The organism is Thioalkalivibrio sp. ALMg11 (assembly GCF_000377905.1).
Lineage (GTDB): Bacteria > Pseudomonadota > Gammaproteobacteria > Ectothiorhodospirales > Ectothiorhodospiraceae > Thioalkalivibrio.
Genome location: NZ_KB898874.1, coordinates 188,625 through 211,959 on the forward strand (window position 1 = coordinate 188,625; position 23,335 = coordinate 211,959).

General features: G+C 66.8%; 16 protein-coding genes. 7 read left to right on the forward strand and 9 right to left on the reverse strand.

Translation table 11 applies throughout. From position 1 onward, the window contains the following. Positions 1–43: 43 nt before the first annotated feature. The 4 genes from serC to D578_RS0108435 all read right to left on the reverse strand — a co-directional run bounded on the left by serC (position 44) and on the right by D578_RS0108435 (position 7,294). Entirely contained in the window at positions 44–1,123 is a 1,080-nt protein-coding gene (serC, locus tag D578_RS0108420; protein WP_018949528.1) for a 3-phosphoserine/phosphohydroxythreonine transaminase, read from the reverse strand. After that, positions 1,120–3,753, reverse strand: coding sequence for a DNA gyrase subunit A (gene gyrA / locus D578_RS0108425; RefSeq protein WP_018949529.1), 2,634 nt, complete (start codon positions 3,751–3,753; stop codon positions 1,120–1,122). Before gyrA ends, serC begins: the two co-directional genes overlap by 4 nt. Positions 3,754–3,895: 142 nt before the next feature. Next, positions 3,896–4,972, reverse strand: a complete 1,077-nt coding sequence (mtnA, locus tag D578_RS0108430) for an S-methyl-5-thioribose-1-phosphate isomerase (protein ID WP_018949530.1) — start codon at positions 4,970–4,972, stop codon at positions 3,896–3,898. Positions 4,973–4,981: 9 nt separating this feature from the next. Then, a complete protein-coding gene (locus D578_RS0108435; protein WP_018949531.1) occupies positions 4,982–7,294 on the reverse strand; it encodes a DNA internalization-related competence protein ComEC/Rec2 in 2,313 nt (770 codons plus the stop codon). Between the two features lie 215 nt (positions 7,295–7,509). Here D578_RS0108435 and D578_RS0108440 point away from each other — a divergent pair, with 215 nt between their 5' ends. Then, positions 7,510–8,109, forward strand: coding sequence for a DUF2062 domain-containing protein (locus D578_RS0108440; RefSeq protein ID WP_018949532.1), 600 nt, complete (start codon positions 7,510–7,512; stop codon positions 8,107–8,109). Between the two features lie 52 nt (positions 8,110–8,161). Here D578_RS0108440 and D578_RS0108445 read toward each other — a convergent pair whose 3' ends face one another. Then, positions 8,162–8,863, reverse strand: a complete 702-nt coding sequence (locus tag D578_RS0108445; RefSeq protein ID WP_018949533.1) for an ABC transporter ATP-binding protein — start codon at positions 8,861–8,863, stop codon at positions 8,162–8,164. Further along, on the reverse strand, positions 8,856–10,106 hold the full coding sequence (locus D578_RS0108450) for a lipoprotein-releasing ABC transporter permease subunit (RefSeq protein ID WP_018949534.1): 1,251 nt from the start codon (positions 10,104–10,106) through the stop codon (positions 8,856–8,858). The genes D578_RS0108445 and D578_RS0108450 overlap by 8 nt, the downstream gene beginning before the upstream one ends. Before the next feature lie 175 nt (positions 10,107–10,281). Between D578_RS0108450 and D578_RS0108455 the strand changes: the two genes are divergently transcribed. The 5 genes from D578_RS0108455 to D578_RS0108475 all read left to right on the forward strand — a co-directional run bounded on the left by D578_RS0108455 (position 10,282) and on the right by D578_RS0108475 (position 17,017). Next, positions 10,282–10,584 carry a hypothetical protein gene (locus D578_RS0108455; protein ID WP_018949535.1) on the forward strand — a complete coding sequence of 101 codons (303 nt, stop codon included), beginning with the start codon at positions 10,282–10,284 and terminating at the stop codon, positions 10,582–10,584. Beyond that, entirely contained in the window at positions 10,581–11,654 is a 1,074-nt protein-coding gene (locus D578_RS0108460; protein WP_018949536.1) for an agmatine/peptidylarginine deiminase, read from the forward strand. Before D578_RS0108455 ends, D578_RS0108460 begins: the two co-directional genes overlap by 4 nt. A gap of 22 nt (positions 11,655–11,676) precedes the next feature. Further along, the gene (locus tag D578_RS0108465; protein WP_018949537.1) at positions 11,677–12,573 is read left to right on the forward strand and encodes a carbon-nitrogen hydrolase; all 897 of its coding nucleotides are present in this window, start codon (positions 11,677–11,679) and stop codon (positions 12,571–12,573) included. A 295-nt stretch (positions 12,574–12,868) separates the two neighbouring features. Continuing rightward, positions 12,869–16,339, forward strand: a complete 3,471-nt coding sequence (mfd, locus tag D578_RS0108470; RefSeq protein ID WP_026289260.1) for a transcription-repair coupling factor — start codon at positions 12,869–12,871, stop codon at positions 16,337–16,339. Continuing rightward, positions 16,340–17,017: a CsiV family protein gene (locus D578_RS0108475; protein ID WP_018949539.1), complete on the forward strand. Its 678-nt coding sequence runs from the start codon at positions 16,340–16,342 to the stop codon at positions 17,015–17,017. A gap of 41 nt (positions 17,018–17,058) precedes the next feature. On the opposite strand, the gene D578_RS0108480 is transcribed toward D578_RS0108475, so the two are convergent. From D578_RS0108480 to D578_RS0108490, 3 genes are read right to left on the reverse strand one after another with little or no spacing between them, the layout of a single operon-like run. After that, positions 17,059–18,024 carry a S49 family peptidase gene (locus D578_RS0108480; RefSeq protein WP_018949540.1) on the reverse strand — a complete coding sequence of 322 codons (966 nt, stop codon included), beginning with the start codon at positions 18,022–18,024 and terminating at the stop codon, positions 17,059–17,061. Positions 18,025–18,037: 13 nt separating this feature from the next. After that, positions 18,038–18,733: an HAD family hydrolase gene (locus D578_RS0108485; protein WP_018949541.1), complete on the reverse strand. Its 696-nt coding sequence runs from the start codon at positions 18,731–18,733 to the stop codon at positions 18,038–18,040. Next, positions 18,730–19,710 carry an RluA family pseudouridine synthase gene (locus D578_RS0108490; RefSeq protein WP_018949542.1) on the reverse strand — a complete coding sequence of 327 codons (981 nt, stop codon included), beginning with the start codon at positions 19,708–19,710 and terminating at the stop codon, positions 18,730–18,732. Before D578_RS0108490 ends, D578_RS0108485 begins: the two co-directional genes overlap by 4 nt. 435 nt (positions 19,711–20,145) lie before the next feature. Here D578_RS0108490 and D578_RS0108495 point away from each other — a divergent pair, with 435 nt between their 5' ends. Further along, positions 20,146–23,196 carry an Rne/Rng family ribonuclease gene (locus tag D578_RS0108495; protein ID WP_018949543.1) on the forward strand — a complete coding sequence of 1,017 codons (3,051 nt, stop codon included), beginning with the start codon at positions 20,146–20,148 and terminating at the stop codon, positions 23,194–23,196. Positions 23,197–23,335 lie beyond the last annotated feature (139 nt).

Below are 23,335 nucleotides of genomic sequence, written 5' to 3' on the forward strand. Positions count from 1 at the left end.
TCCTGGCCCGGTAGCTACGTCCGGTGACCACGATTCGACAGGATCAGGCGTGGCGGTTCTCGAAGTCCGCCATGAAATCGATCAGGGCATCCACCGAGCTTTCCGGCACGGCGTTATAGATACTTGCGCGCATCCCGCCCACCGAGCGATGTCCCTTCAACGAGGACAGTCCGGCCGCATCCGCCTCGTTGAGGAACGTCCCGTCGAGGGAATCGTCCGCCAGGATAAACGGCACGTTCATCCACGACCGGGCCGACGGCTCGACCGGGTTGCGATAGAAGGCGGAATTGTCGATGTACTGGTACAGCTTGGCGGCCTTGCGCTGGTTGGTCTTGCCCATGCCCTCCAGACCGCCCTGCTCCAGCAGCCATTCGAACACTAGCCCGGCCAGGTACCAGCCAAAGGTCGGCGGGGTGTTGTACATCGAATCGTTCTTGGCCTGCAGCGCCCAGTCCAGCACCGCCGGCACGCTGCCCTTGTCGCGCTCCAGCAGGTCGTTGCGTACGATCACCACGGTCAGGCCGGCCGGGCCGATGTTCTTCTGCGCCCCGGCATAGATCACGCCGAACTTCGAGACGTCGATCGGACGCGACAGGATGGTGGACGACATGTCCGCCACCAGCGGCACGTCGCCGACATCCGGGATATCCGGGAACTCCACCCCACCGATGGTTTCGTTCGGGGTGTAGTGCACGTAGGCGGCGTTCGGGTCCAGGTTCCACGAGGCGCGATCCGGGATCGAGTCGTACCCGCTCGCCTGCGAGCTGGCCACGATATTCACCGGCCCGTATTTCTGGGCTTCCTTGATCGCCTTGCCGGACCAGGCCCCGGTATCGATATAGTCCATGCCCTGGCCGTTGGCCAGATTCATCGGGATGGCCGCGAACTGCCCGGTCGCCCCGCCCTGCAGGAACAGGACCGAGTAGTTCTCGGGGATGTTCATCAGCTTGCGCAGGTCCTGCTCGGCCTTCTCGGCCACCGCCATGAAAGGCTTGCCGCGATGGCTCATCTCCATAACCGACATCCCGGAACCACGGAAGTCCAGCAGCTCGTCACGGGCCCGTTCGAGCACCGCCTGAGGCAGGGCCGCCGGCCCCGCGCTGAAGTTCATCACTCGCGTCATGCCTGTTCTCCATCGTCACTGGATTCGGGACCCGTCTCCGGGTCCGGGTCCGGCCCGATTTCCGGTTGACCGGGCTCTTCATCGTCTTCGACCCCTTCTTCGCCCTGCAACTGGGCTACACGGGCGAGCTCGACCAGATTTTCATCTTCATCCAGACGGATCAGACGCACGCCCTGCGTGTTGCGACCAATCAATGGAATCTGGTCGATCGGCGTGCGCACCAGCGTCCCGCCGTTGGTGATCAGCATGACCTCGTCGTCTTCCAGGACCCTCGCCGCCCCTACCAGCAGGCCGTTACGGCCCTCGGTCTGGATCGCGATCACGCCCTGGCCACCACGGCGATGCACCGGGAACTCGTCGAAACGGGTGCGCTTGCCGTAGCCGTGTTCGGTCGCCAGCAGCGCCGATCCCTCGTCGACATTCAGCAGCGCGATCACCCGCTGGTCATCCTCCATGCGCACGCCGCGCACGCCGCAGGCCGTTCGCCCCATACCCCGCACGTCGCTCTCGTGGAAACGCACGGCCTTGCCGGCCGTTGTCACCAGCATCACGTCGAGGGTGCCGTCGGTCAGGGAGACATCCACCAGATGATCCCCCTCGCGCAGATCCACCGCGATGATGCCGGAGGCGCGTCGGCGCGAGAAATCCGTCAGCGGGGTCTTCTTCACCGTCCCCTGCGCGGTCACCATGAATACGTAGTGATCCGGATCGTACTCGCGCACCGGAAGGATCGTGCTGATGCGTTCATCCGCTTCCAGCGGAAGCAGATTGACGATCGGCTTGCCGCGCGCGGCCCGCGAGCCCTGCGGCAGCTCATAGACCTTCAGCCAGTACACCCGGCCGCGACTGGAGAAGCACAGGATCGTGTCGTGGGTATTGGCCACCACCAGCCGGTCGATGAAGTCCTCTTCCTTGAAGCTGGTCGCCGCCTTGCCGCGACCGCCCCGGCGCTGGGCGCGGTAGTCGGCCACGGGCTGGTACTTCACGTAGCCGGCGTGCGACAGCGTGACGACCACGTCCTCCTCGCCGATCAGATCCTCCAGCGTCAGGTTGGCCTGACGCTCGCGGATCTCGCTGCGGCGTTCGTCGCCGAACTGCTCGGCCACGCCCAGCAGTTCGTTGCGGATTTCCTGCTGCAGGCGATCACCCGAACCGAGGATATCCAGCAGGTCTTCGATCAACTCCAGCAAGTCGCGGTATTCATCGAGGATCTTGTCCTGCTCCAGCCCGGTCAGGCGGTGCAGACGCAGATCCAGGATTGCCTGGGCCTGGCCCTCGGACAGGCGATAGCCGTCATCGCTCACGCCGTATTCCGGCGCCAGGTCCTCGGGACGCGAGGCACTGGCCCCGGCGCGATCCAGCATGTCGCTGACCACGCCCAGCGGCCAGGCGCGCGCCAGCAGCCCGGCCTTGGCCTCGGCCGGGTTCGGCGCGGCCCGGATCAGTTCGATCACCGGGTCGATGTTGGCCAGGGCAATCGCCAGGCCTTCCAGGATGTGGGCGCGCTCGCGCGCCTTGCGCAGATCAAAGATCGTGCGCCGGGTCACCACCTCGCGGCGATGACGCAGGAAGGCCCGCAACACCTGGCGCAGATCCAGCACCTTCGGCTGGCCATCCACCAGCGCGACCATATTGATGCCGAAGACATTCTGCATCTGGGTGTGCATGTAGAGGTGGTTCAGGACCACCTCGGCCATCTCGCCGCGCTTGAGCTCGATGACCAGGCGCATGCCGTCCTTGTCCGACTCGTCGCGCAGCTCGGAGATGCCCTCCATGCGCTTTTCCTTCACCAGCTCGGCGATCTTCTCGGTCAGACGCGCCTTGTTCACCTGGTAGGGCAGCTCGGTGACGACAATCGCCTCGCGCTGGCCGCCTTCCAGCGGCTCCACGTGCGAGCGCGCCCGGATCAGGACCCGGCCGCGACCGGTCCGATAGGCCTCGCGCACGCCATCGATGCCGTTGATGATGCCGGCGGTGGGGAAATCCGGCGCCGGCACGTGTTCCATCAGGCCCTCGATGGAGATGTCGGGGTCGTCGATCAGCGCCACACAGGCGTTGATGACCTCGCGGAGGTTATGCGGCGGGATGTTGGTCGCCATCCCCACCGCGATCCCGGCGGAGCCATTGACCAGAAGATTCGGAAACTTGCTCGGCAGGACGGTTGGCTCGCTCTCCGAACCATCGTAGTTGTCGATGAAATCGACGGTTTCCTTGTCGATATCGGCCAGCAGCTCGGCCGCGATGCGCGCCATGCGCACCTCGGTGTAGCGCATGGCCGCCGGCGAGTCACCGTCGATGGAACCGAAGTTGCCCTGCCCGTCCGCGAGCATGTAGCGCATCGAGAACGGCTGCGCCATACGCACGATGGCGTCGTAGACGGCGGAGTCGCCATGTGGGTGGTATTTACCGATAACGTCACCGACCACACGCGCCGACTTCTTGTACGGCTTGTTGTAGTCGTTGCCCAACTCGCGCATCGCGTAGAGCACGCGGCGATGGACCGGCTTGAGGCCGTCACGGACATCGGGGAGGGCCCGGCCCACGATTACGCTCATCGCATAATCGAGGTAAGACTGCTGCATCTCGTCTTCGAGATTGACCGGAAAAACTTCCTTGGCAAATTCAGCCATCGAGGGTTACGCCGTCCGTCTGAACAAGCTCGCGATGATACCACAGGGGTAACCAGTGGGGCTCGGCTTTTCGCGCCTCAAAACGGTTCTCCGAGGCTCTCAGGCCCGAAGGCGGCCTGTGCCGGCCCCATTTTCCCGGGTGTCAGGCCCCGGTCGTGGCCGATTCCGCGTCAGCCGACGCGCGCAGGGTGGCCAAGCGCTCCCGCGTCGGGTCCTCGACCACACCGCGTTCGGTGACGATGGCGTCGATCAGGTCCGCCGGCGTCACGTCAAAGGCCGGGTTGTATCCGCGTGCCCCCTCGGCCGCCACCCGCTGGCCGGCCAGCGCCAGCACCTCGTCCTCGCCGCGCTGCTCGATGGGGATGCCCGCTCCGTCCGCCATCTCGAAGTCGATCGTCGCCACCGGTGCCGCCACCATGAACCGCACGCCGTGGGCACGCGCCAGCAGCGCCAGGCCGTAGGTGCCGATCTTGTTGGCGGTGTCGCCATTCGCCGCAATCCGGTCCGCCCCGACAATCACCCAACCCACCCGGCCGGAGCGCAACAGGCTCGCCGCCGCCCCCTCGCACAGCACCTGCACCGGGATTCCGTCGTGCACCAGCTCCCAGGCGGTCAGCCGGCTGCCCTGCAGCCAGGGTCGGGTCTCGTCGGCAAACACCTCCTTGATGCGCCCTGCGTCCCAGGCGGCACGGATGACCCCGAGGGCAGTGCCATATCCCCCGGTTGCCAGCGAACCCGTGTTGCAGTGGGTCAGCACGCCGCGGCCCGGCTCGATCAATTGCGCGCCCAGGGCGCCCAGATGGCGATTGCCCGCGATGTCCGCCTCCAGCATCTGCTCGGCTACTGCCCGGGTCTCGCTCACGGCCGCATCTACCGACTCGCTGGCGGCCACGACCGCATGCATGCGATCCAGCGCCCAGAACAGGTTCACCGCGGTGGGACGGGAACCGCGCAGGGTCTCGATATCGGCGGCTACCCGCGCACGCCAGTCGTCCTGACCTGTCGCGCGCTGGCAAGCCAGCACCACACCGAATGCCGCCGTGATGCCGATCGCCGGGGCCCCGCGCACGACCATGTCGCGGATCGCCACGGCGACGGCGGGCGCGTCCTGATAGGTTTGCCAGACGCTCTCATGCGGGAGGCGGCGCTGGTCCAGCAACTGGAGCGCGCCCTCGCGGAAGCGGATGGGACGGATGGTGTCGGAATGTTCGCGATTCATCCAATCATTCTACCAGCGCGTCTCGTCCGTCGGCGCGGGGTTGCAACCCTCCTGCTCGCGCGAGGGCGGCAAGGGCGCAGGCTGCCAGAGCCTCCGGTGGCGGGCCCGATGACCGGGCCCCACCTCCAGCTCCGAGTTCGCCTCCAGCCGCAAGGCGCCATGCAGCCCGGTCTCCTGCAGTGGCACGCAAGCCGTCTCCAGCCGCTCACGCACATCGGCCGCCAGACCCCGCCCCCGCGCATCCGTACTCGCCCACGCCAAACGCGGCGCGGCATCGTCCAGCCAGCCCCGGCTCAGGCTGTCGGCCCCGGCACCGCGCGGCAGCAGCAGGAGATCACTGGCACGCCCGTCCGGCACGCCACGCATCAGCACCGCCTCGCCCAGTCCGCCAAGACCGCCCGTCAGCAACAGGCGCACGCCACCGGCCGTCTCCACCGCCAGCACGCAGGAGGCCGAGGCGCTGCCATCCCATCCGGGCGGCGGGTGCAGCACTTCGAATCGCACCCCGTCCCAGTCCCAGCCCTCTCCGACCTCGCAGGCCCGTTCATCGGCCTCTGCCGGGACCCTCCGGAGGGTCTCGACCACGGGTATGGAGCCCCGGACCCCGGCACTGCCTCCGGCGTGCGCGGCATGTTCGTGGCTGAGGATCATACGATCCAGCCGCTGTACCCCCTCGGCGCGGAGGGTCGGCACCACAATCTGCTCACCCGCACTGTAGCCACCCGAACGTCCGGGACCGGCATCGAACAGCAGGGTGTGGTTACGCGTTTGCAGCAACGCCGACTGCCCGTTCCCGACATCCAGCAGGAGCACGCGCACGGCACCCGGCTCGATATCCGGTCGCATGGGCAAGGCCAGGGCCATGCCTGCGAGCACGACCCAAACGGCACCCAGACGCAGCCGTGGCTGCAAGGCCACCAGTACCGCGACCCCACCCAGCAGGCTCGCAACCAGCGGGACCCGCCGCTCGTCCACCAGCACAGGCAATCCGGACAGGAGATCCAGCAGCCCGACCAGCAGAGCCAGCACGCCATCGCCCGCGTGCAGGAACGGCTGGCCCAAGGGTGCCCACAAGGCGGCCAGCCCCGCCCCCACCAGCAACACCGGGAGCACCAGCAGGCTGATCACGGGCACTGCCACCAGATTGGCCACCGGCGCCACCCACGAACCCAACTGGAACCAGGCCAGACTCAGCGGAAGCATCGCCAGCGCCAGCATCACCTGGATACTGCCCGCCTCACGCCAGCCCGGACGCCCCGAACGCCCCTGCAACAACAGGAGAATGACCGCGACCGCGCCAAACGAGAACCAGAAACCCGGGGCCAGGACACTCGTCGGCTGCCACAGCACGACTGCGATCGCGGCCAGCATCAGCCCCCTCCAGGCAAACGCCTCGCGGCGCCACAACAGGGCCGCCATGAAGGCCGCGAGCATGATCAGCGCGCGCTGGGTCGGGATACTGAATCCGGCCAACGCGGCATACACCGCAGCCCCCGCCAGACCGGCCAGCGCCATGAAGGCCGCCTTCCGCAATACCCGTTGCAGCGGCAACAACCCGCTCCAGATGAACCCCGACAGCAGCCCGACAAAACCGGCGACCAGGCCTACATGCAGGCCGGAGATCGCCATCAGGTGGTTGGTCCCGGTGCGCAGAAAGGCCTGCCATTCCGGCGCCGTCATGCCCTGACGGTCGCCGATCACCAGGGCCTGTACCAACCCCGGATGGCGGAGCTCCGGGGCCGCGACTTCCAGCCGCTCGCGCAGCCAGCCGCGGACGCGGTGCAGATCGGCCCGCCAAGGCCGTGCCGGTTCGGCCGGCACTCCCTTCCCGCCCTTCCCGAGCAGCTCCAGATCAAGCAGCGTCGCGGAGCCATGCAGGCCCTCGCGGTAAAACCACCCCGCGCGATCGAAACCGCCGGGATTCGCGGGCCCCTCGGCCGGGCGCAGCCGCAGGGCCATGTGGCCGCGTGTGCCAGCCTCGACCTCTGGCCGCGCTGGATACGCCGCCACCAGGAGCTCGCGGGCACGGAATGCCTCCGGCCCTGCGATTACCGCCTCCACCGTGACCCGGAAACGGCTGCGATGCCCCGTGTGTTCCGGCAAACTGGTGACCGTGGCGAGTACCGTGACCTCTTCTCCCGCAAGCGAAGGCGCCAAGGTCTCCTCGAGCCAGGAGTTCGTGGTCACGGAGACGATCCCCCAGGCGACCACCACGCCAAGGGCCATCGCCCACGGCACGGTAGCCCGGTAGCCGAATCGTCGCAGGCCGGCGCTGGCACCGGCGGTCACCACCAGCAGGGCGAGCACCAGACCCGGGGCCATCGGAAGCGGCTCCGGCAGCCGGTGCAGCCACCAAGCCGTGACCAGCAGCCCGAGGGTGAAAGCGGTCACGTTGGGTCTCTGAACGATCGGCCTACTGCGCGGCCCAAGACCCACGTGACCGCCGACACAGGCATTCGCCGGCCAAAATCAGCGAGAATGGAACCAACATGCGCGGTCGCGAACCCGCGCCAGGCGCACCATCGGCAACCCGGAACATGGCAAGACACATCATCAAGAAGATGTTTCCCGGCATGGAACGCATGCGCGGGCACAAGGCGCTCGCCCCGCTGGGGCCACGCCTGGGGTCGCCGGATCTGTGGCATCTGAACCGCCGCTCCGTGGCTGGTGCGTTTGCCGTCGGGCTCTTCGTGACCTTCCAGCCACTGCCCATGCAGATGCTGATCGCGGCCGCAATTGCCCTGCTTGTCCGCGTCAATCTGCCGATTTCGGTGATCCTGGTCTGGATCTCCAACCCGATCACCATGCCACCCATGTTGTATACGGCCTATACGATCGGGCGCAAGCTGCTCGACGAACCCCGTCGCGACATCCACCTGGACTGGAGCTGGGAGTGGTTCACCACCGAGCTGCTGACCATCTGGCAACCCCTGGTACTGGGCAGCGTCCTGCTGGGCTCGGTCGCGAGCCTGTCGGGGTATCTGCTCGTGCGCTTCCTGTGGCGGCTCAACGTGGTCCAGCGCGTGCGCAGCCGCCGTTATCTCCGGCGCCTGCGCAAGGAAATGGCGGAACGGGAAAAAACGGAGCGCAGCGAGGGAGATCCCACCGACAACCAAGAACCGCCCTCGCGACAGTAGCCTGACCTTGAACCCGCCCGCGGCCGTCACCGACTAGCGCTCACGCGGACCCCTAGCCGTCGACAGCCTCCGGCTCGAGGTGTCCCTTGACCAGCTGTACCGAGCGGTCCAGCTCGCGCGCCAGGGTAATGTCGTGGGTGACCAGGGCCAGCGCGGTGCCGGTGGAGCGATTCATCGCGCGCAGCAGCTCGAACACCTGCGCCGCCCGCTCCTGATCCAGGTTCCCGGTCGGCTCATCCGCCAGGATGGCCGAGGGTCGGGTGACCAACGCACGGGCGATCGCGACTCGCTGACGCTCGCCGCCGGAGAGCTCCGAAGGCTTGTGCTCCAGGCGGTGGCCCAGATCCACCTGCTGCAGCCAGTGTCGGGCCTCCTCCCGCGCCTTGCGGTTGGACATCCGCCGGATCAACAGTGGCAGAGCCACGTTCTCGGCGGCCGTCAGTTCCGGCAACAGGTGGTGGAACTGATAGACGAACCCCAGATGCCGGTTGCGCAGATGCCCGCGCCGCGCCTCGCTCATGCGGGTCCAGTCCGTGCCCAGCAAGCGCACCTCGCCGGCGGTCGGGCGGTCCAGACCACCGAGCAGGTGCAGCAGGGTGCTCTTGCCGCTGCCCGAGGCGCCAATGATCGCGGTCTGGTCGCCCGGCTGCAGGGCGAAATCGACCCCGTCCAGCACGGCCACATCCAGCTTGCCGTCGCGGAAACGGCGTTCCACGCCCAAGGCCTCGAGGACCGGGGTCTCGCGATCAGTCATAGCGCAGCGCCTCCGCCGGCTGGGTACGGGCCGCGCGCCAGGCCGGGAACAGTGTGGCCACGACGGTCAGCAGGAAGCCCAGGATGCCGACCCGGAGAACATCCGATAGTTTAAGTTCAGACGGCAAGTCGCTGATGTAATAGACCTCGGCGGACAGAAATTCGACGCCCACCAGGCGCTCGATGAAGGGCACGACGACATCGATATTGGACGCCAGCGCGACCCCGGCCGCGGTACCCAGAAGGATGCCGATCGTCCCGATCACCACCCCCTGGACCATGAAGATCACCATCACGCCCGCCGGCGACAACCCGAGCGTTCGCAGGATCGCGATATCCCCCTGCTTGTCGGTCACCAGCATGATCAGGGTCGAGACGATATTGAAGGCGGCCACCGCCACAATCAGCGAGAGGATGATGAACATCACCATCTTCTCCATCTGGATGGCACGAAACAGATTTGCGTGCTGACGGGTCCAGTCGGACACCCGGAAAAGCCCGTCCAGCTGCGCTGCCACGTCGCGCGCAATCACCCCGGCCTGCATCATGTCGGTCAGCCGCAGCCGCAGCCCGGTGACCTGATCGCCCATCTGGAACACCGCCTGGGCATCCTCCAGGTGGATGAAGGCAGTCCCCCGGTCATATTCATACATGCCGACCTCGAACAGGCCGGACACCTCGAAGCGCCGCATGCGCGGCATCACCCCGGCCGGCGAGACCGAGGCCTGGGGAGCCATCAGGATGATTGAGTCGCCGACCTGTACGCGCAGTTCCGCCGCCAGTTCGCGCCCGAGCACGACACGGTAGCGACCGCCCTCCAGGCTCCCCAGCTCGCCGCGGATCATGTGCTCACCGATACGCGCAACCCGTTCCTCCGCCTCCGGCTCCACGCCCCGGATCAGCGCCCCGGAGATATTCCCGCGCGCACTCAGCATCGCCTCGCCCTGAACGTAAGGGGCCGCGGCCACCACCCGGTCATCGATCTCCGGCGCCTCGCGCTGCAGGCGCTCCCAGTCACGCAGCCCCCCGTTGGCCTCACCGATGGTCGCATGCGAGGCCATCCCCAGGATGCGCTCGCGCAATTCGCGCTCGAACCCGTTCATCACCGACAACACGGTGATCAGCGCCATCACCCCAAGGACCAGCCCGATGATTGACACCACCGAGATGAACGAGATGAAGTGGTTACGCCTCTTGGCACGCGTGTAGCGCAGGCCGATGGCAAGGGTCAGGGGGCGAAACATCGGGAAATCATGCCAGAGAAGCCGGGTCGCGCCTATAGGGAAGGCCTCGGGGGAGGCATGGCGTCACGGTTGACGCTACCATGGTAGCCATCCAGCAAACGGAGAGTTGGCCATGCCAGGGAAATGCAACGCAGCGAACCCCACCTTGAAGTCCGGCGCGTGCCGGAGCAGCACCGTGCGCACCGCAGCCAGCGCCCTTGTCCTGGCGCTTTTCGCCGGGGCCATGGCCACTGCCTCGGCCGACATCCTGCGCAGCCCCGAAGGGGGGTTCACCGTGAAGGAACGTGAAGGGGCCCCAACCCGTGGCCAGAGCCAGTCGGCGGTCATCCGCCAGCACGGCGAGCCGGAACAACGCCACGCCACCGTGGGCGATCCGCCGATCACGCGCTGGGACTATGCCGACTTCTCCGTGTTCTTCGAGGGCGAGTACGTCCTGCACAGCGCGGTGCGCAACGGATCCCGCGCCGACCGTCCATGAGTGGCGGGGACGCCGCCCCGGCACCTCCAAAGCGGCGCCTCCCGGCCGAGTGGGAACCCCAGGGCGCGATCCAGCTAACCTGGCCGCATGACGCCACGGACTGGGCACCCGTCCTGGATCAGGTGCACCCGGTGTTTGCCATCATTGCCGCGAGCATCAGCCAGTACGAGCCGGTCATCATCGTCGCGCGCGACCCCGAGCACATCGAGGAGATCTCCGGCTTCCTGACCGAGACCGCCATCCGGCCCGACCGACTGTGGTTTGCCCAGGCTCCCAGTAACGACACCTGGGCGCGCGACCATGGCGCCATCACGGTATTCGACGGCAATCAGCCGCGCTTGCTGGACTTTACCTTCAACGGCTGGGGCGGCAAATACCCCGCCGAACTGGACGATGCGATCACTCGGGCCCTGGCCAGCCACGGCGTCTTCGGCAGCTGTGTACCGGAACCCACCGGGCTGATCCTCGAAGGCGGGTCCATCGAATCCGACGGCGACGGCACGCTGCTCACTACCGCGCACTGCCTGCTCTCCAGCACTCGCAACCCCGAGCTGGATCGCACCGGGCTGGAACAGCGCCTCGGCGAATGGCTGGGTGCCGAGCGCATCCTCTGGCTGGAACACGGGCAGCTGGAGGGCGACGACACGGATGCCCATATCGACACGCTGGCCCGCTTCTGCTCCCGCGATACGATCGCCTACGTTCAGTGCGACGATCCGCAGGATCCGCATTACCCCGAACTGCAGGCGATGGAGCAGGAACTCCGGGCCCTGCGCCAGACCTCCGGCGAACCATACCGCTTGATCCCGCTCCCATGGCCGGCACCCATCGTCGAGGACGGCCGACGGCTGGCCGCCACCTATGCGAACTTCCTGATTCTGAACGGTGCGGTACTCCTGCCGGTCTACGATGACCCCGCCGATGCCGTCGCCCGCGACCGGCTCGCCGAGGCCTTTCCGGGACGCGAGATCGTGGAGATCGACTGCCGGACGATCATTCGCCAGGGGGGCAGCCTGCACTGCCTGACCATGCAATACCCTGCGGCCGCCCTCGGCATCCCGCAGGAATAACCTTCTGCACCGAGCGCCCGCCATGTCCAACAACACGTTGTCCGTCGCCCTGATCCAGCACCGCGATGCCGGGAGTGTCGAGGCCAATCTCGACGCCACCGCTGCCGCGGTCGCCGAGGCCGCCGCGAACGGCGCCCGACTGGTGGTACTGGCGGAGCTGCACACCGGCCCCTACTTCTGCCAGACCGAGGACCTCGCCACCTTCGATCGCGCCGAGGCGATCCCCGGCCCGAGCTGCGAGCGCCTGAGCGCCATCGCGCGGGACAACGGGGTGGTCCTGGTCGGCTCCCTGTTCGAGCGTCGCGCCGCTGGGCTCTACCACAACACCGCGGTGGTCTTCGAGACCGATGGCCGCCAGGTCGGGACCTACCGCAAGATGCATATTCCGGACGACCCCGGTTATTACGAGAAGTACTATTTCACCCCTGGCGACACCGGCTTCGTTCCCATCGACACCTCGGTCGGTCGCCTTGGCGTCCTGGTCTGCTGGGACCAGTGGTACCCGGAGGCCGCCCGGATCATGGCGTTGTCCGGCGCCGAAGTGCTGATCTACCCCACGGCCATTGGCTGGGACCCGCAGGACACCCCCGAAGAACAGGCGCGCCAGCAGGATGCTTGGATGACCGTCCAGCGCGGCCACGCGATTGCCAACAACCTGCCAGTGCTCGCCTGCAACCGCACGGGGCAGGAACCGGATCCCTCCGGGCACTCGCCCGGCGCGACCTTCTGGGGCGCCAGCTTCGTCGCCGGGCCCCAGGGCGAGATCCTGGCCCGCGCCGGCGAGGAGCGGCCGGAAACCCTCACCGCCGAACTGGATCGCGGCCGGACCGAGGCCGTGCGCCGGCAGTGGCCCTTTCTCCGCGATCGCCGTATCGATGCCTACGGCCCGATCCTGCAACGCTACATCGATCCCACCTGAGATGATGAACGTGAGTTAGCGCGATCAGCCCCGGACAATCCGTGACCTCCGTGACCTCCGTGACCTCCGTGACCTCCGTGTCCTCCGTGTCCTCCGTGTCCTCCGTGTCCTCCGTGTCCTCCGTGTCCTCCGTGTCCTCCGTGTCCTCCGTGTCCTCCGTGACCTCCGCAGCAAAATTGCCCTTGACCTTCACACGACACATACCGATTCGTCAGGTCCTCCTTGGGTTCACGCGCACCCCTCAGGCGGAATCCGTATAATCGCGGCCCTTTCCGCCCCCCGACCGCACAGGCCCATGTCCGAACAAAGGCGCAACCCGCTCCACCCAGGCCGGCTCCCCGGCTCCGGATTCGAGGTGTGGTCGGGGCTCAATGCCTCGGCGGCCACCCTCGCCCTTGCGCGGAACGCCGGCGAGTTCGCCCGGCCGCTGCTGGTGATCACGGAATCCAACGAGGCCGCCGACCGCTGGCAGGAAGAATGGGAATTCTTCGCCGGCGACCGCGACCTGCCGCTGCTACGCCTGCCGGACTGGGAGACCCTGCCGTTCGATGTCTTCTCCCCGCACGAGGACATCATCTCCGAGCGCCTGCGCACGCTGTATCACCTGCCGGGGCTGGAACGCGGCATCGTGTTGATGCCGGTCTCGACCCTGATGCAGCGCCTGCCACCGCGCGACTGGCTGACCACCCAGGGCCTTTCGCTGCAAACCGGCCAGCGCCTGGACCGCATGACCCTGCGCGAGAACCTCACCGAGGCCGGTTACAGCGCCGTTCAGCAGGTCATCAGCCATGGCGAATTCGCCGCCCGCGGGGAGATCCTCGACCTGTTCCCGATGGGCGCGAACGAACCCGTGCGTATCGAGTTTCTGGATGACGAGATCGATTCCCTGCGCCGCTTTGACCCCGAGTCGCAGCGCTCCACGGAGAAGGTCGAGCGCCTGGAGATCCTGCCCAGCCACGAATTCCCGCTGAACGACACCTCCATCAGCGAATTCCGCACCCGCTACCGGGCGCATTTCTCCGGCGACCCCGCCAAGCACCCGATCTACCGCGACATCAGCGAGGGGCTGGTCCCGCCAGGCATCGAGGCCTACCTGCCACTGTTCTTCGAGGGCATGGACACGGTATTCGACTACTGCCCCGGGGCGCAGATCGTGCAGATCGGCAACATCGCCGGGGCGGCCGAGGAGTTTGCGCAGGAGATCCGCGACCGCTTCGAACAGCTCAGCCATCAGCATGATCGACCGCTGTTGCCGCCGGAGCGGCTCTACCTCGACATCGACGGCCTGGCCGCCGCCCTGCGCGAGCACTCCGGCATCGCCCTGGGCGACCCGGCCGCCCCGCTCCCGGCGGGACGCGGCGCGGATATCGCATTTGCCTGCGACGCGCTGCCGGAAGTCGGCATGCAACAGGGCCGTGACGACCCGGCTCAGCAGCTGAAGGCCTTTGTCGAAGGGCAACAGCGCGTGCTCCTGACCGCGGAGTCCGCCGGTCGCCGCGAGGCCCTGCTGACGCTGCTGCGGGATCAAGCCGTACCCCATGATGCGGTGGACGACTGGGACGCCTTCCTCGCCGCCGAGCCAGGCCTGCACGTCACCGTGGCCGCCCTCGGGGAGGGCTTCGTACTGCCCGACGGCGTAGCCGTCGCCCCCGAGGCCGCCCTGCTCGGAGAGCGCGCGCGCCAGACCCGCGGACGCAACCGCACCACGCGGGACGCAGACGCGGTCATCCAGAACCTCAGCGACCTGACCATCGGCGCGCCAGTGGTCCACGAGGAACAGGGCGTGGGCCGTTATCTTGGGTTGCAGACCCTGGACTTCAACGGCCAGCCTTCGGAGTTCCTGACGCTGGAATACGCCGACGAGGCCAAGCTCTACGTCCCGGTGTCTTCGCTCCACCTCATCAGCCGCTATACCGGCGCGGACGCCGAGCACGCCCCCCTGCACCGGCTCGGCAGCGAGCAATGGGGCAAGGCGCGCAAGAAGGCGGCGGAAAAGGCGCGCGACGTGGCCGTCGAACTGCTCGACATCCATGCCCGGCGCGCGGCGAAACAAGGCACGGTCTTCGATACCGACACCGCCGAGTATCACGCCTTCGCCGCCGGCTTCCCGTTCGAGGAGACCCTGGATCAGCAGCAGGCCATCGACGCAGTACTCGCGGACATGGCCGATACCCGGCCCATGGATCGCGTGATCTGCGGGGACGTGGGCTTCGGCAAGACCGAGGTCGCGATGCGCGCCGCCTTCGTCGCGGTGCAGAACAACAAGCAGGTCGTGGTCCTGGTCCCGACCACCCTGCTCGCCCAGCAGCACCACCAGAACTTCACCGACCGCTTCGCCGACTGGCCGGTCCACATCGAATCGCTGTCACGCTTTCGCAGCGCCAAGCAACAGGCGGGCGTACTGGAGGGTCTGAAGGACGGCAAGGTCGACATCGTGATCGGCACCCACAAGCTGCTGCAGGCCAACCTGGACTTCTCCAATCTTGGCCTGGTCATCGTCGACGAGGAACAGCGCTTCGGCGTGCGCCACAAGGAGGCGCTGAAGAAGATGCGCGCCGAGGTCGACATGCTCACGCTGACCGCCACGCCGATCCCGCGCACCCTGAACATGGCCCTGGCCGGCCTGCGCGACCTGTCGGTGATCACCACGCCGCCGCGCGACCGCCTGGCGATCAAGACCTTCGTCAACGAATGGAACGACGCCATCATCCAGGAGGCCTGCCTGCGCGAGATCCGGCGCGGGGGCCAGGTGTACTTCGTGCACAACGAGGTCAACACCATCGAGCGAACTGCCCAGGGCCTGCAGGAGCTGTTGCCCGGGGCACGGGTCGGCATTGCCCACGGGCAGATGCGCGAGCGCGAACTGGAACAGGTGATGCTCGACTTCTATCACCGGCGCTACAACATCCTGGTGTGCACCACCATCATCGAGACCGGCATCGACGTCCCCACCGCAAACACCATCGTGATGAACCGTGCGGACAAGCTCGGCCTGGCACAGATGCACCAGTTGCGTGGCCGCGTCGGGCGTTCACACCACCGCGCCTACGCCTACCTGATCACGCCACCGGAGAAGGCCATGTCCGCTGATGCGAAGAAACGGCTGGAGGCCATCGCGTCGCTGGAAGACCTGGGCGTGGGCTTTACCCTGGCCAGCCACGATCTGGAGATCCGGGGGGCCGGCGAGCTGCTCGGCGACGAGCAGAGCGGGCAGATCCACGAGGTCGGGTTCTCGATGTACAACGACCTGCTCAACCGCGCCGTGAATGCCCTGCGCTCCGGAAATATGCCGGAACTGGAAGGGCCCGCGGCCACCGGCACCGAGGTGGAACTGGGCCTGCCCGCCCTGCTCCCGGGCGACTACGTACCCGACGTGCACACCCGGCTGATCCTCTACAAGCGCATCAGCAGCGCGCCATCCTCCGATGCCCTTCGCGAGCTTGAAGTCGAACTGGTGGACCGTTTCGGCCTGCTTCCGGACCCGGCCAAGGCCCTGTTCGAAGCAGCCCGCCTGCGCCTGAAGCTGACCCCGCTCGGGATTCGCAAGCTGGAACTGGGTCCCGCCGGCGGACGCCTGGTTTTTGGCCCGAGTCCCAATCTGGACATCGCGGCCCTGATCCAGCTGGTGCAAACCGACCCGCAAATGTACAAACTGGATGGTCAGAAGGCCTTCCGCTTCTTCGCGCCGATGGAGACACTGGAGGCCCGTGCGCAGGCCGTCCTGCGCCTCTTGAACACCATCAGCCCCGAACAACAGGCCGCCTGAATGCGCAACGACCCATCCGAATCCCACAACCCCCTACGGCGCCGCCTGCTGGGCGGGCTAGCCGCCCTGCCCCTGGCCGGTGCCGCGGGCCCGGTGCTCGCACAAGCCGGGCGCGAATATCGCATCGAACTGGTGATCTTCGAGCATCGCACCGACGAGAGTCGGCGCCTGCAGATGGAACTCGCCGCGCCGCGCGACGCCATTCTCGGGGAATCCGAACTGGGTGGGCGACTCTATCGCAACTCGCGCAAGGGTTTCGAACTGCAGCGCGTCGTGCGCCGGGTGGAGGACTCCGGCGCCGGGCGCATCCTGGCGAGCCTGGCCTGGGATCAGACTGGACGCGACCACGCCTCCGCCCCCTGGCTGCGAGTGCAGCAGGGACGGCGAATCGGTACGCGTGATCTTCTGCGCGACGAGGCCGACCGGATGCCGCGTCCGCTCATGGAGGAACAGGACGAACGCTTCGAGCTGGAGGGCCGGCTGCGTATCTGGGTCGGGCGATTCCTGCACCTGGAGACCGACCTGATCTACCACGTCGAGGAACCGCAGGGCGACCAACCACCGCGCGCGATTACGGTACGCGGCAGCCAGCGCATGAACTCCGGCGACGAGCTGTTCTACCTGGACCACCCGGTGATCGGCATCATCGCCCGCGTCACCCGCATCGATCGCAGCTGACCTGTCTGAAGGAAGGCCGCGCCCCGCGCCTCAGCGCCGCCTCAGCGCCACTGCGGCGTGGACTCCCAGGTCATCCATTGCTGGAAGGCCGCCATGCCGAGATCTTCGAACAGTAACTGCAGCGCACTGCGCCGCGGCTTGAACTCCACCATCTTCTCCACACCGATCACGTCGCGCGCCACGCTACGGTCCGTGCCAATGCCATCGATCAGGCCAAGCTCCAGCGACCGATCGCCCGTCCAGATCAGGCCGTTGAACAGATCGTCGCGTTCGACCAGGCGATCGCCACGACCGGCACGCACCACGTCCACGAACTGCTCGTGCACGCCCTGCAGCACACCGTCGAGGTGATTCACATGGTCATCGTCCAACGGCAGGAAAGGGTCCAGGAACCCCTTGTTCTCACCGGCGGTGAACAGGCGTCGTTCCACGCCGATGTTGTCGATCAGATCCACAAGCCCGAAGCTGTCCATGCGCACGCCGATCGAGCCCACCATGCTGGCCTGGCTGGCGTAGATCTCGTCTGCCGCTACCGCGATGTAATAGGCCGCCGAGGCGCCCACATCCCCAATGACCGCATACACGGGGATATCCGCGTGCTTCTCCTTTAGCCGCAGGATCTCGTCGTGCACGTTGGCCGCCTGCACCGGGCTCCCGCCCCCACTGTTAATACGCAGCATCACCGCCTGGGTGCCATCCGCCTCGAATGCCTCTTTCAGCACCTTGGAGATGTCCTCGGCATTGGCCGCCGCACTGGAGGCAATCAGTCCCTCGACCTCGACCACTGCAACGTGTTCGGTGGGCTCGCGCTCGCTCTCGAACATCCCCGAAAGGCCCAGATCGCCGCCTCGCACCAGGATCAGAAGCGCCACCAGGTAAAAGAAAAACAACAGCTTGAAGAAGATGCCCCAGCGCCGGGACCGGCGTTGCTCGATCACCTGCGCCTGGACCAGGTTCTCCAGGGCCTCGCGTTCCCAGCCCGGTTTGTTTTCGTTCGCCCAGCCCATCGTCATTCCTTTTCTAAGTTGTACCTTCAGCCCGCCGGAATGCCTTCAGCAGCGATTCCAGATCTGGCTGCAAGGCCAGCGGGGATTCGTCGCTCAGGCGTTCCGGCGAATGCACCCCGTGGGTGACGGCCACGGCCGGTACTCCTGCATGCCGCGCCATTTCAAGATCATAAACGCTATCACCGACCATGCGCGTACGGGCCGGTTCCACCCCCGCTCGCCCCATCACGGACTGGAGCATGGACGGATTCGGCTTCGACGGGTATTCATCGCCCGTGGCGGTTGCCACGAAATACCTGCCCAGACCGGTCGCTTCCAGGGCCTGGTCCAGCCCACGTCGCGACTTGCTGGTCGCCACGGCCAGCAGGATCTCGCGCGTATCCAGCCAGTCGAGCAGGTCGCACACGCCGGCGAACAGCGGGGTCTCCGGGGCATCGTCGGCCTCCAGATAACACTCGCGATAGGTCTCGGAAAAGTGCTGCACGAAGGCATCATCGGCGTCCGGATAGAGCTCGCGGACCGCCGCCTGAACCCCGAGCCCGATAATATTGCGCAGCGTCGCCTCGTCCCGCACCGGGACATCGGTATCCTTCGCCGCACGCTGCAGGCAGTGCACGATCCGGCGAGGCGAGTCCATCAGCGTTCCATCCCAGTCGAACACAACCAGGCGCAGGTCGCCCTCCTCCGGTGGCAGCAACGGTGTCGTCATGCGCCGTCCTCCGCCCCGGCATCCAGGCTCACGAGCACATCGGTCAGCTCATCGGGCAAAGGGGCCGAAAAGATATGCCGCTCGCCGTCCGCCGACTGGTATGCAAGTGCCTGTGCATGCAGGAACAGTCGTTTCAGGCCATGGCGCCGCAGGCTCCGATTGGCATCCGGCAAGCCGTAATCGTGATCGCCCCCCACCGGATGGCCGATCGACTGACCGTGGACGCGAATCTGGTGCGTGCGCCCGGTCCCGATCTTGACCTCCGCCAACTGGAAGGCACCGTGCGCCTCCAGCGGCACAAAGACGCTCCGGGCTTCCCGTGCCCGCGGCCCGTCGCTGTCGGTCTCGCCCGCACTCATCCGGCGGCGGCCGTCTTCCTGTCGGCCACTGGCGACCGGGGCATCGCATTCGACTGCCTGTTCGCCCGGGAACCGCCCCACCAGCAGCGCCAAGTAGCGCTTCTCGACCCGCCCTTCGCGCAGCGCGGCATGGAACTCTTGCAGCGCCGAGCGGCGCTTGGCCAGCAGCAGGCAGCCACTGGTCTCGCGATCCAGACGGTGCCCCAGTTCCAGCTCGATATCCGGCCGTAACTGGCGCATCGCCTCGATAATGCCGAACGCCAGCCCGCTCCCGCCGTGCACGGCCAGGCCGGACGGCTTGTCCAGCACCAGCACATCGTCATCCTCGTGGATAATCGCCCGACGCAACCGGTCCAGTACCTTCGGCGGGATCTCGCTGCTTGCCGCCTCCGGTCGATCCAGATCCGGCACCCGGACCTCGTTGCCGACGGCCAGACGCTTATGCGCCTTGGCCCGGCGTCCGTCCACACGCACGGCGCCCTGTCGCACCAGGCGGTAGATCAGGCCCTTGGGCACGCCCTTTAGTTCGCGCAGCAGGAAGTTGTCGAGCCGCTGACCGTCACCACGGTCGGTGACCCGGAAGGTACGTGGGCCGGAGGGTTCGCGCGTTGCTTTCATGGCGCGGGATGCTACCGGAGCCGCGCTCACCGGGCTACTGCACCCATCACCCTTGCGGGCGGAAAAACTTGCCCGGGCGGGGGGTTATGCCCTACATTGGCCCACGGTACGTTGCTGTGCTACGCCTGCAACGCGCCTCGAATCACCCGCCACTTCGACCCACAGGCTGAACGCAGCTTCCGGTCGAAGGGCCATCGCCACAAAGCGACACTGTGACGCTATTTCTTCTAACCCAGTCCTGTCTCCCCGGCTCCGCCTCCCGCAGGCGACTGATCCCGTGGTTGCTGGTGAACACCTGGCTGGCGCGTTGGCTTGTGCTACGCGCCGCCGCTGCGAGCACGCGTGCGCAAGCGTTGCCGTGCCGCCGCTCGATCGCCGCACCCCGGACCCCGATCTTACCCGCCGGACGCCAGGACGCCCTACCGAGTCCAATGCATGAAACGCATCCTGATCAATGCCACGCAGCCGGAAGAGTTGCGGGTCGCCATGGTCGACGGCCAGCGGCTGTACGACCTGGATATCGAACTGCCTTCGCGCGAGCGCAAAAAGGCGAACATCTACAAAGCCAAGATCACCCGCGTCGAACCGAGCCTGGAGGCCGCGTTCGTCAACTTTGGTGCTGATCGCCACGGCTTCCTCCCGTTCAAGGAGATCGCTCATTCCGCCGTTGGCGCCCCTGCCGACAGCGACAAGCCGATCCGAGACTTCCTGAAGGAAGGCACGGAACTCCTCGTCCAGGTCGAGAAGGAAGAGCGCGGCAACAAGGGCGCCGCGCTGACCACCTATATCAGCCTGGCCGGCCGTTATCTGGTCCTGATGCCCAACAATCCGAAGGCCGGTGGGGTCTCGCGCCGCATCGAGGGCGAAGACCGCGCCTCCCTGCGTGACGCGCTCTCCGGACTGACGATGCCCGACGGCATGGGCGTAATCGCCCGTACCGCGGGCGTCGGGCGCAGCACCGAAGAGCTCCAGTGGGATCTGGATTACATGACGGCCCTGTGGGCGGCGGTCACCGAGGCTGCGGACAAGGCCAAGACCCCGGCGCTGATCCACCAGGAAAGCAACGTCATCATCCGCGCCCTGCGCGACCACATGCGCAACGACGTCGGCGAGGTCATCATCGATGACAACGATGTCTACCAGCAGGCCGAAGAATTCGTTCGTCTGGTCATGCCCAATAGCCTGCGCAAGCTCAAGCGCTACGACGACCCGGTCCCGCTGTTCAATCGCTACCAGATCGAGAGCCAGATCGAGAGCGCATTCGACCGCGACGTCACCCTGCCCTCTGGCGGCGCGCTGGTCATCGACCACACCGAGGCCCTGATCTCCATCGACGTCAACTCCGCCCGCTCGACCAAGGGTGGCGACATCGAGGAGACCGCCTTCCACACCAACCTGGAGGCGGCGGAAGAAGTCGCGCGCCAGCTGCGCATTCGCGACCTGGGCGGCCTGATCGTGATCGATTTCATCGACATGAACGCCAACAAGCATCAGCGCGACGTCGAAAACCGCCTGCGCGAGGCGCTGGAGATGGATCGCGCCCGGGTCCAGGTCGGGCGCATCAGCCGCTTTGGCCTACTGGAAATGTCGCGCCAGCGCCTGCGTTCGTCGCTGGGTGAATCCAGCCAGAACACCTGCCCGCGCTGCCAGGGCCACGGCCAGATCCGTAGCGTGGAATCCCTCGCCCTGTCGATCCTGCGCCTGATCGAGGAAGAGGCGATGAAGGACCGCACCGGCCTGGTGATGGGTCAGGTCCCGGTCGACGTGGGCACCTTCCTGCTGAACGAGAAGCGCGAATCGATCAACGATATCGAGGATCGCCACAAGGTCGACATCAGCATTATCCCCAACCCGCAGTACCTTACCCCGCGCTTCGAGGTCCGCCGGGTGCGCGGCGACGAACGCGAAGAGGCGATCAGCGACCGCGGCTCGCACGAACTGGTGGAGACCACCGAGGACGAAAGCGATCCGCATCAGGAACGCCGCAGCAAGGTCGAGAAGCCGCTGGTCCAGGGTGTGAAGATGACTGGCCCGGCCCCGGTCAGCGACAGCGCCCCTTCCGCTCCCGAGACGTCACAGCGGGTGGCCCAGCCCGGATTCTTCACCCGTATCTGGTCCTCGCTGTTCCCCAACGCGCGTCCGGCTGCCGGACCGGACGAGGAACAGGAAGACAGCCGCAAGGGCGGTGGTCGCGCGCGCGGCGGCGAAGGCAACCGCGGCGGCAAGGGTGGCGGTCGCGGCCGCGGTGGCAACCAGAAAAAGGCCGACAACGGCGGCCGCAATACCAGCGACAAGCGTGACGACGCCGACAACGGAAAGAAGGCCGCGCCCGACAAGACGGAAAGCGCCAAGGGCAATAACACCAAGCCCGATGGCGCCAAGCCCGATAACGCCAAGGCCCGTTCCCGTCGTGGCGGCAAGAAGGATGGCGATACCGCGAAGGGCACGAGCAACGAATCGCCGAAACAAGCAGCCGAAAGCCGGACACCTGACACCCGGGGACCCGAGAAGTCCGCAGACGCGAAACCGGCCGAGAAGCCGGCACGGGACAAGGACGATGCCGCCGCCAGCGAGGCGGGTGACACTCCCGCGGGTAACGGACCCGAGAAGTCGGACGAGGATGACGGCAGCAAGGGTCGCAGCACGCGATCCCGCCGGTCCCGTCGCGGTGGCCGGCGTCGTGGCGGTCGTGGACGTTCTGGCGAGAACGCCGACGAAACCGGCACCGACAGCGCCCAGAACGCTGCAAACGATGGTTCCGCACCGGAATCCGGCAGCGATACGCCAGCCCCGGACTCAACCCCCTCTCCCGACACCGGAAAGGCGCGCGCCGAGAGTCCCAACGAAGGTCAAAAATCCAAGCCCTCGGCCCCAGCCAGGGACGGTGGCGAGAGCACCCAGCCACCGGAAAAGGCCAGCACCGACGATGGCGCCCCCAAGGACGCCGCACCCGCCAAGGGGCGTAGCCGCGGTGGACGCGGACGCAAGCCGGCCCCTGCCTCCGCTGACACCTCGCCCGGCGAAGTGACCCCGGCCACCAGCGAGCCGACCGCCCCGGCGGAAAGCAAGCCGGCTGTTTCGGATTCCAAGGATCCGGCCCCGAAGTCCGAGCCGGCTGCGAAGCCGGACACGGCGGAGGCCCCACCCACGGAAGGCCAAAGCGACAAGGCCCCGGCCAAGCGCCCGGCGCGGGCCAAGAAGGCCGCAACCGATTCCGGGGACGCCGCGAACAAGACCGATGCGACGCCGACGGATCAGCCGGACACCGCGCCCAAGCCGAGAACCCGGCGGCCGAAGGCGACCAAGGCGGAGCCCGCCCCGACTGATGAAGGGGCTGCTGCTTCAAAGCCCGACGAGGTGAAAGCGGAGAAGCCTGCGGAACCCAAGCCCGCTGAGGCGAAAGAGGACAAACCTGCTGCGCCCAAGCCCACTGCCGAGCCAGCGGAACCGGCCCCCGAAAGTCCGAACCGCAAGGGCGACGACTGACGGGACAAGGTCCCTCGTCAAATCGCAAAGGGCCCGCCTATTGGCGGGCCCTTTGTCGTTGCGGCCTCGGGATTCCGGAAGGAAGCGCTTTGCGAAACGCTGATCCAGGTCATCCGAATGCCTTTGGCGCAGCTTGAAC

Bases quoted from the DNA above. Each gene is read 5' to 3' on its own strand.
- D578_RS0108485 (WP_018949541.1), bottom strand. From the start codon at position 18,733: ATGACGACACCGTTGCTGCCACCGGAGGAGGGCGACCTGCGCCTGGTT.
- D578_RS0108495 (WP_018949543.1), top strand. From the start codon at position 20,146: ATGAAACGCATCCTGATCAATGCCACGCAGCCGGAAGAGTTGCGGGTC.
- D578_RS0108475 (WP_018949539.1), top strand. From the start codon at position 16,340: ATGCGCAACGACCCATCCGAATCCCACAACCCCCTACGGCGCCGCCTG.
- D578_RS0108460 (WP_018949536.1), top strand. From the start codon at position 10,581: ATGAGTGGCGGGGACGCCGCCCCGGCACCTCCAAAGCGGCGCCTCCCG.
- serC (WP_018949528.1), bottom strand. From the start codon at position 1,123: ATGACGCGAGTGATGAACTTCAGCGCGGGGCCGGCGGCCCTGCCTCAG.
- D578_RS0108490 (WP_018949542.1), bottom strand. From the start codon at position 19,710: ATGAAAGCAACGCGCGAACCCTCCGGCCCACGTACCTTCCGGGTCACC.
- D578_RS0108450 (WP_018949534.1), bottom strand. From the start codon at position 10,106: ATGTTTCGCCCCCTGACCCTTGCCATCGGCCTGCGCTACACGCGTGCC.
- D578_RS0108440 (WP_018949532.1), top strand. From the start codon at position 7,510: ATGGCAAGACACATCATCAAGAAGATGTTTCCCGGCATGGAACGCATG.
- D578_RS0108480 (WP_018949540.1), bottom strand. From the start codon at position 18,024: ATGGGCTGGGCGAACGAAAACAAACCGGGCTGGGAACGCGAGGCCCTG.
- D578_RS0108465 (WP_018949537.1), top strand. From the start codon at position 11,677: ATGTCCAACAACACGTTGTCCGTCGCCCTGATCCAGCACCGCGATGCC.
- mfd (WP_026289260.1), top strand. From the start codon at position 12,869: ATGTCCGAACAAAGGCGCAACCCGCTCCACCCAGGCCGGCTCCCCGGC.
- D578_RS0108435 (WP_018949531.1), bottom strand. From the start codon at position 7,294: ATGGCCCCGGGTCTGGTGCTCGCCCTGCTGGTGGTGACCGCCGGTGCC.
- gyrA (WP_018949529.1), bottom strand. From the start codon at position 3,753: ATGGCTGAATTTGCCAAGGAAGTTTTTCCGGTCAATCTCGAAGACGAG.
- D578_RS0108445 (WP_018949533.1), bottom strand. From the start codon at position 8,863: ATGACTGATCGCGAGACCCCGGTCCTCGAGGCCTTGGGCGTGGAACGC.
- mtnA (WP_018949530.1), bottom strand. From the start codon at position 4,972: ATGAATCGCGAACATTCCGACACCATCCGTCCCATCCGCTTCCGCGAG.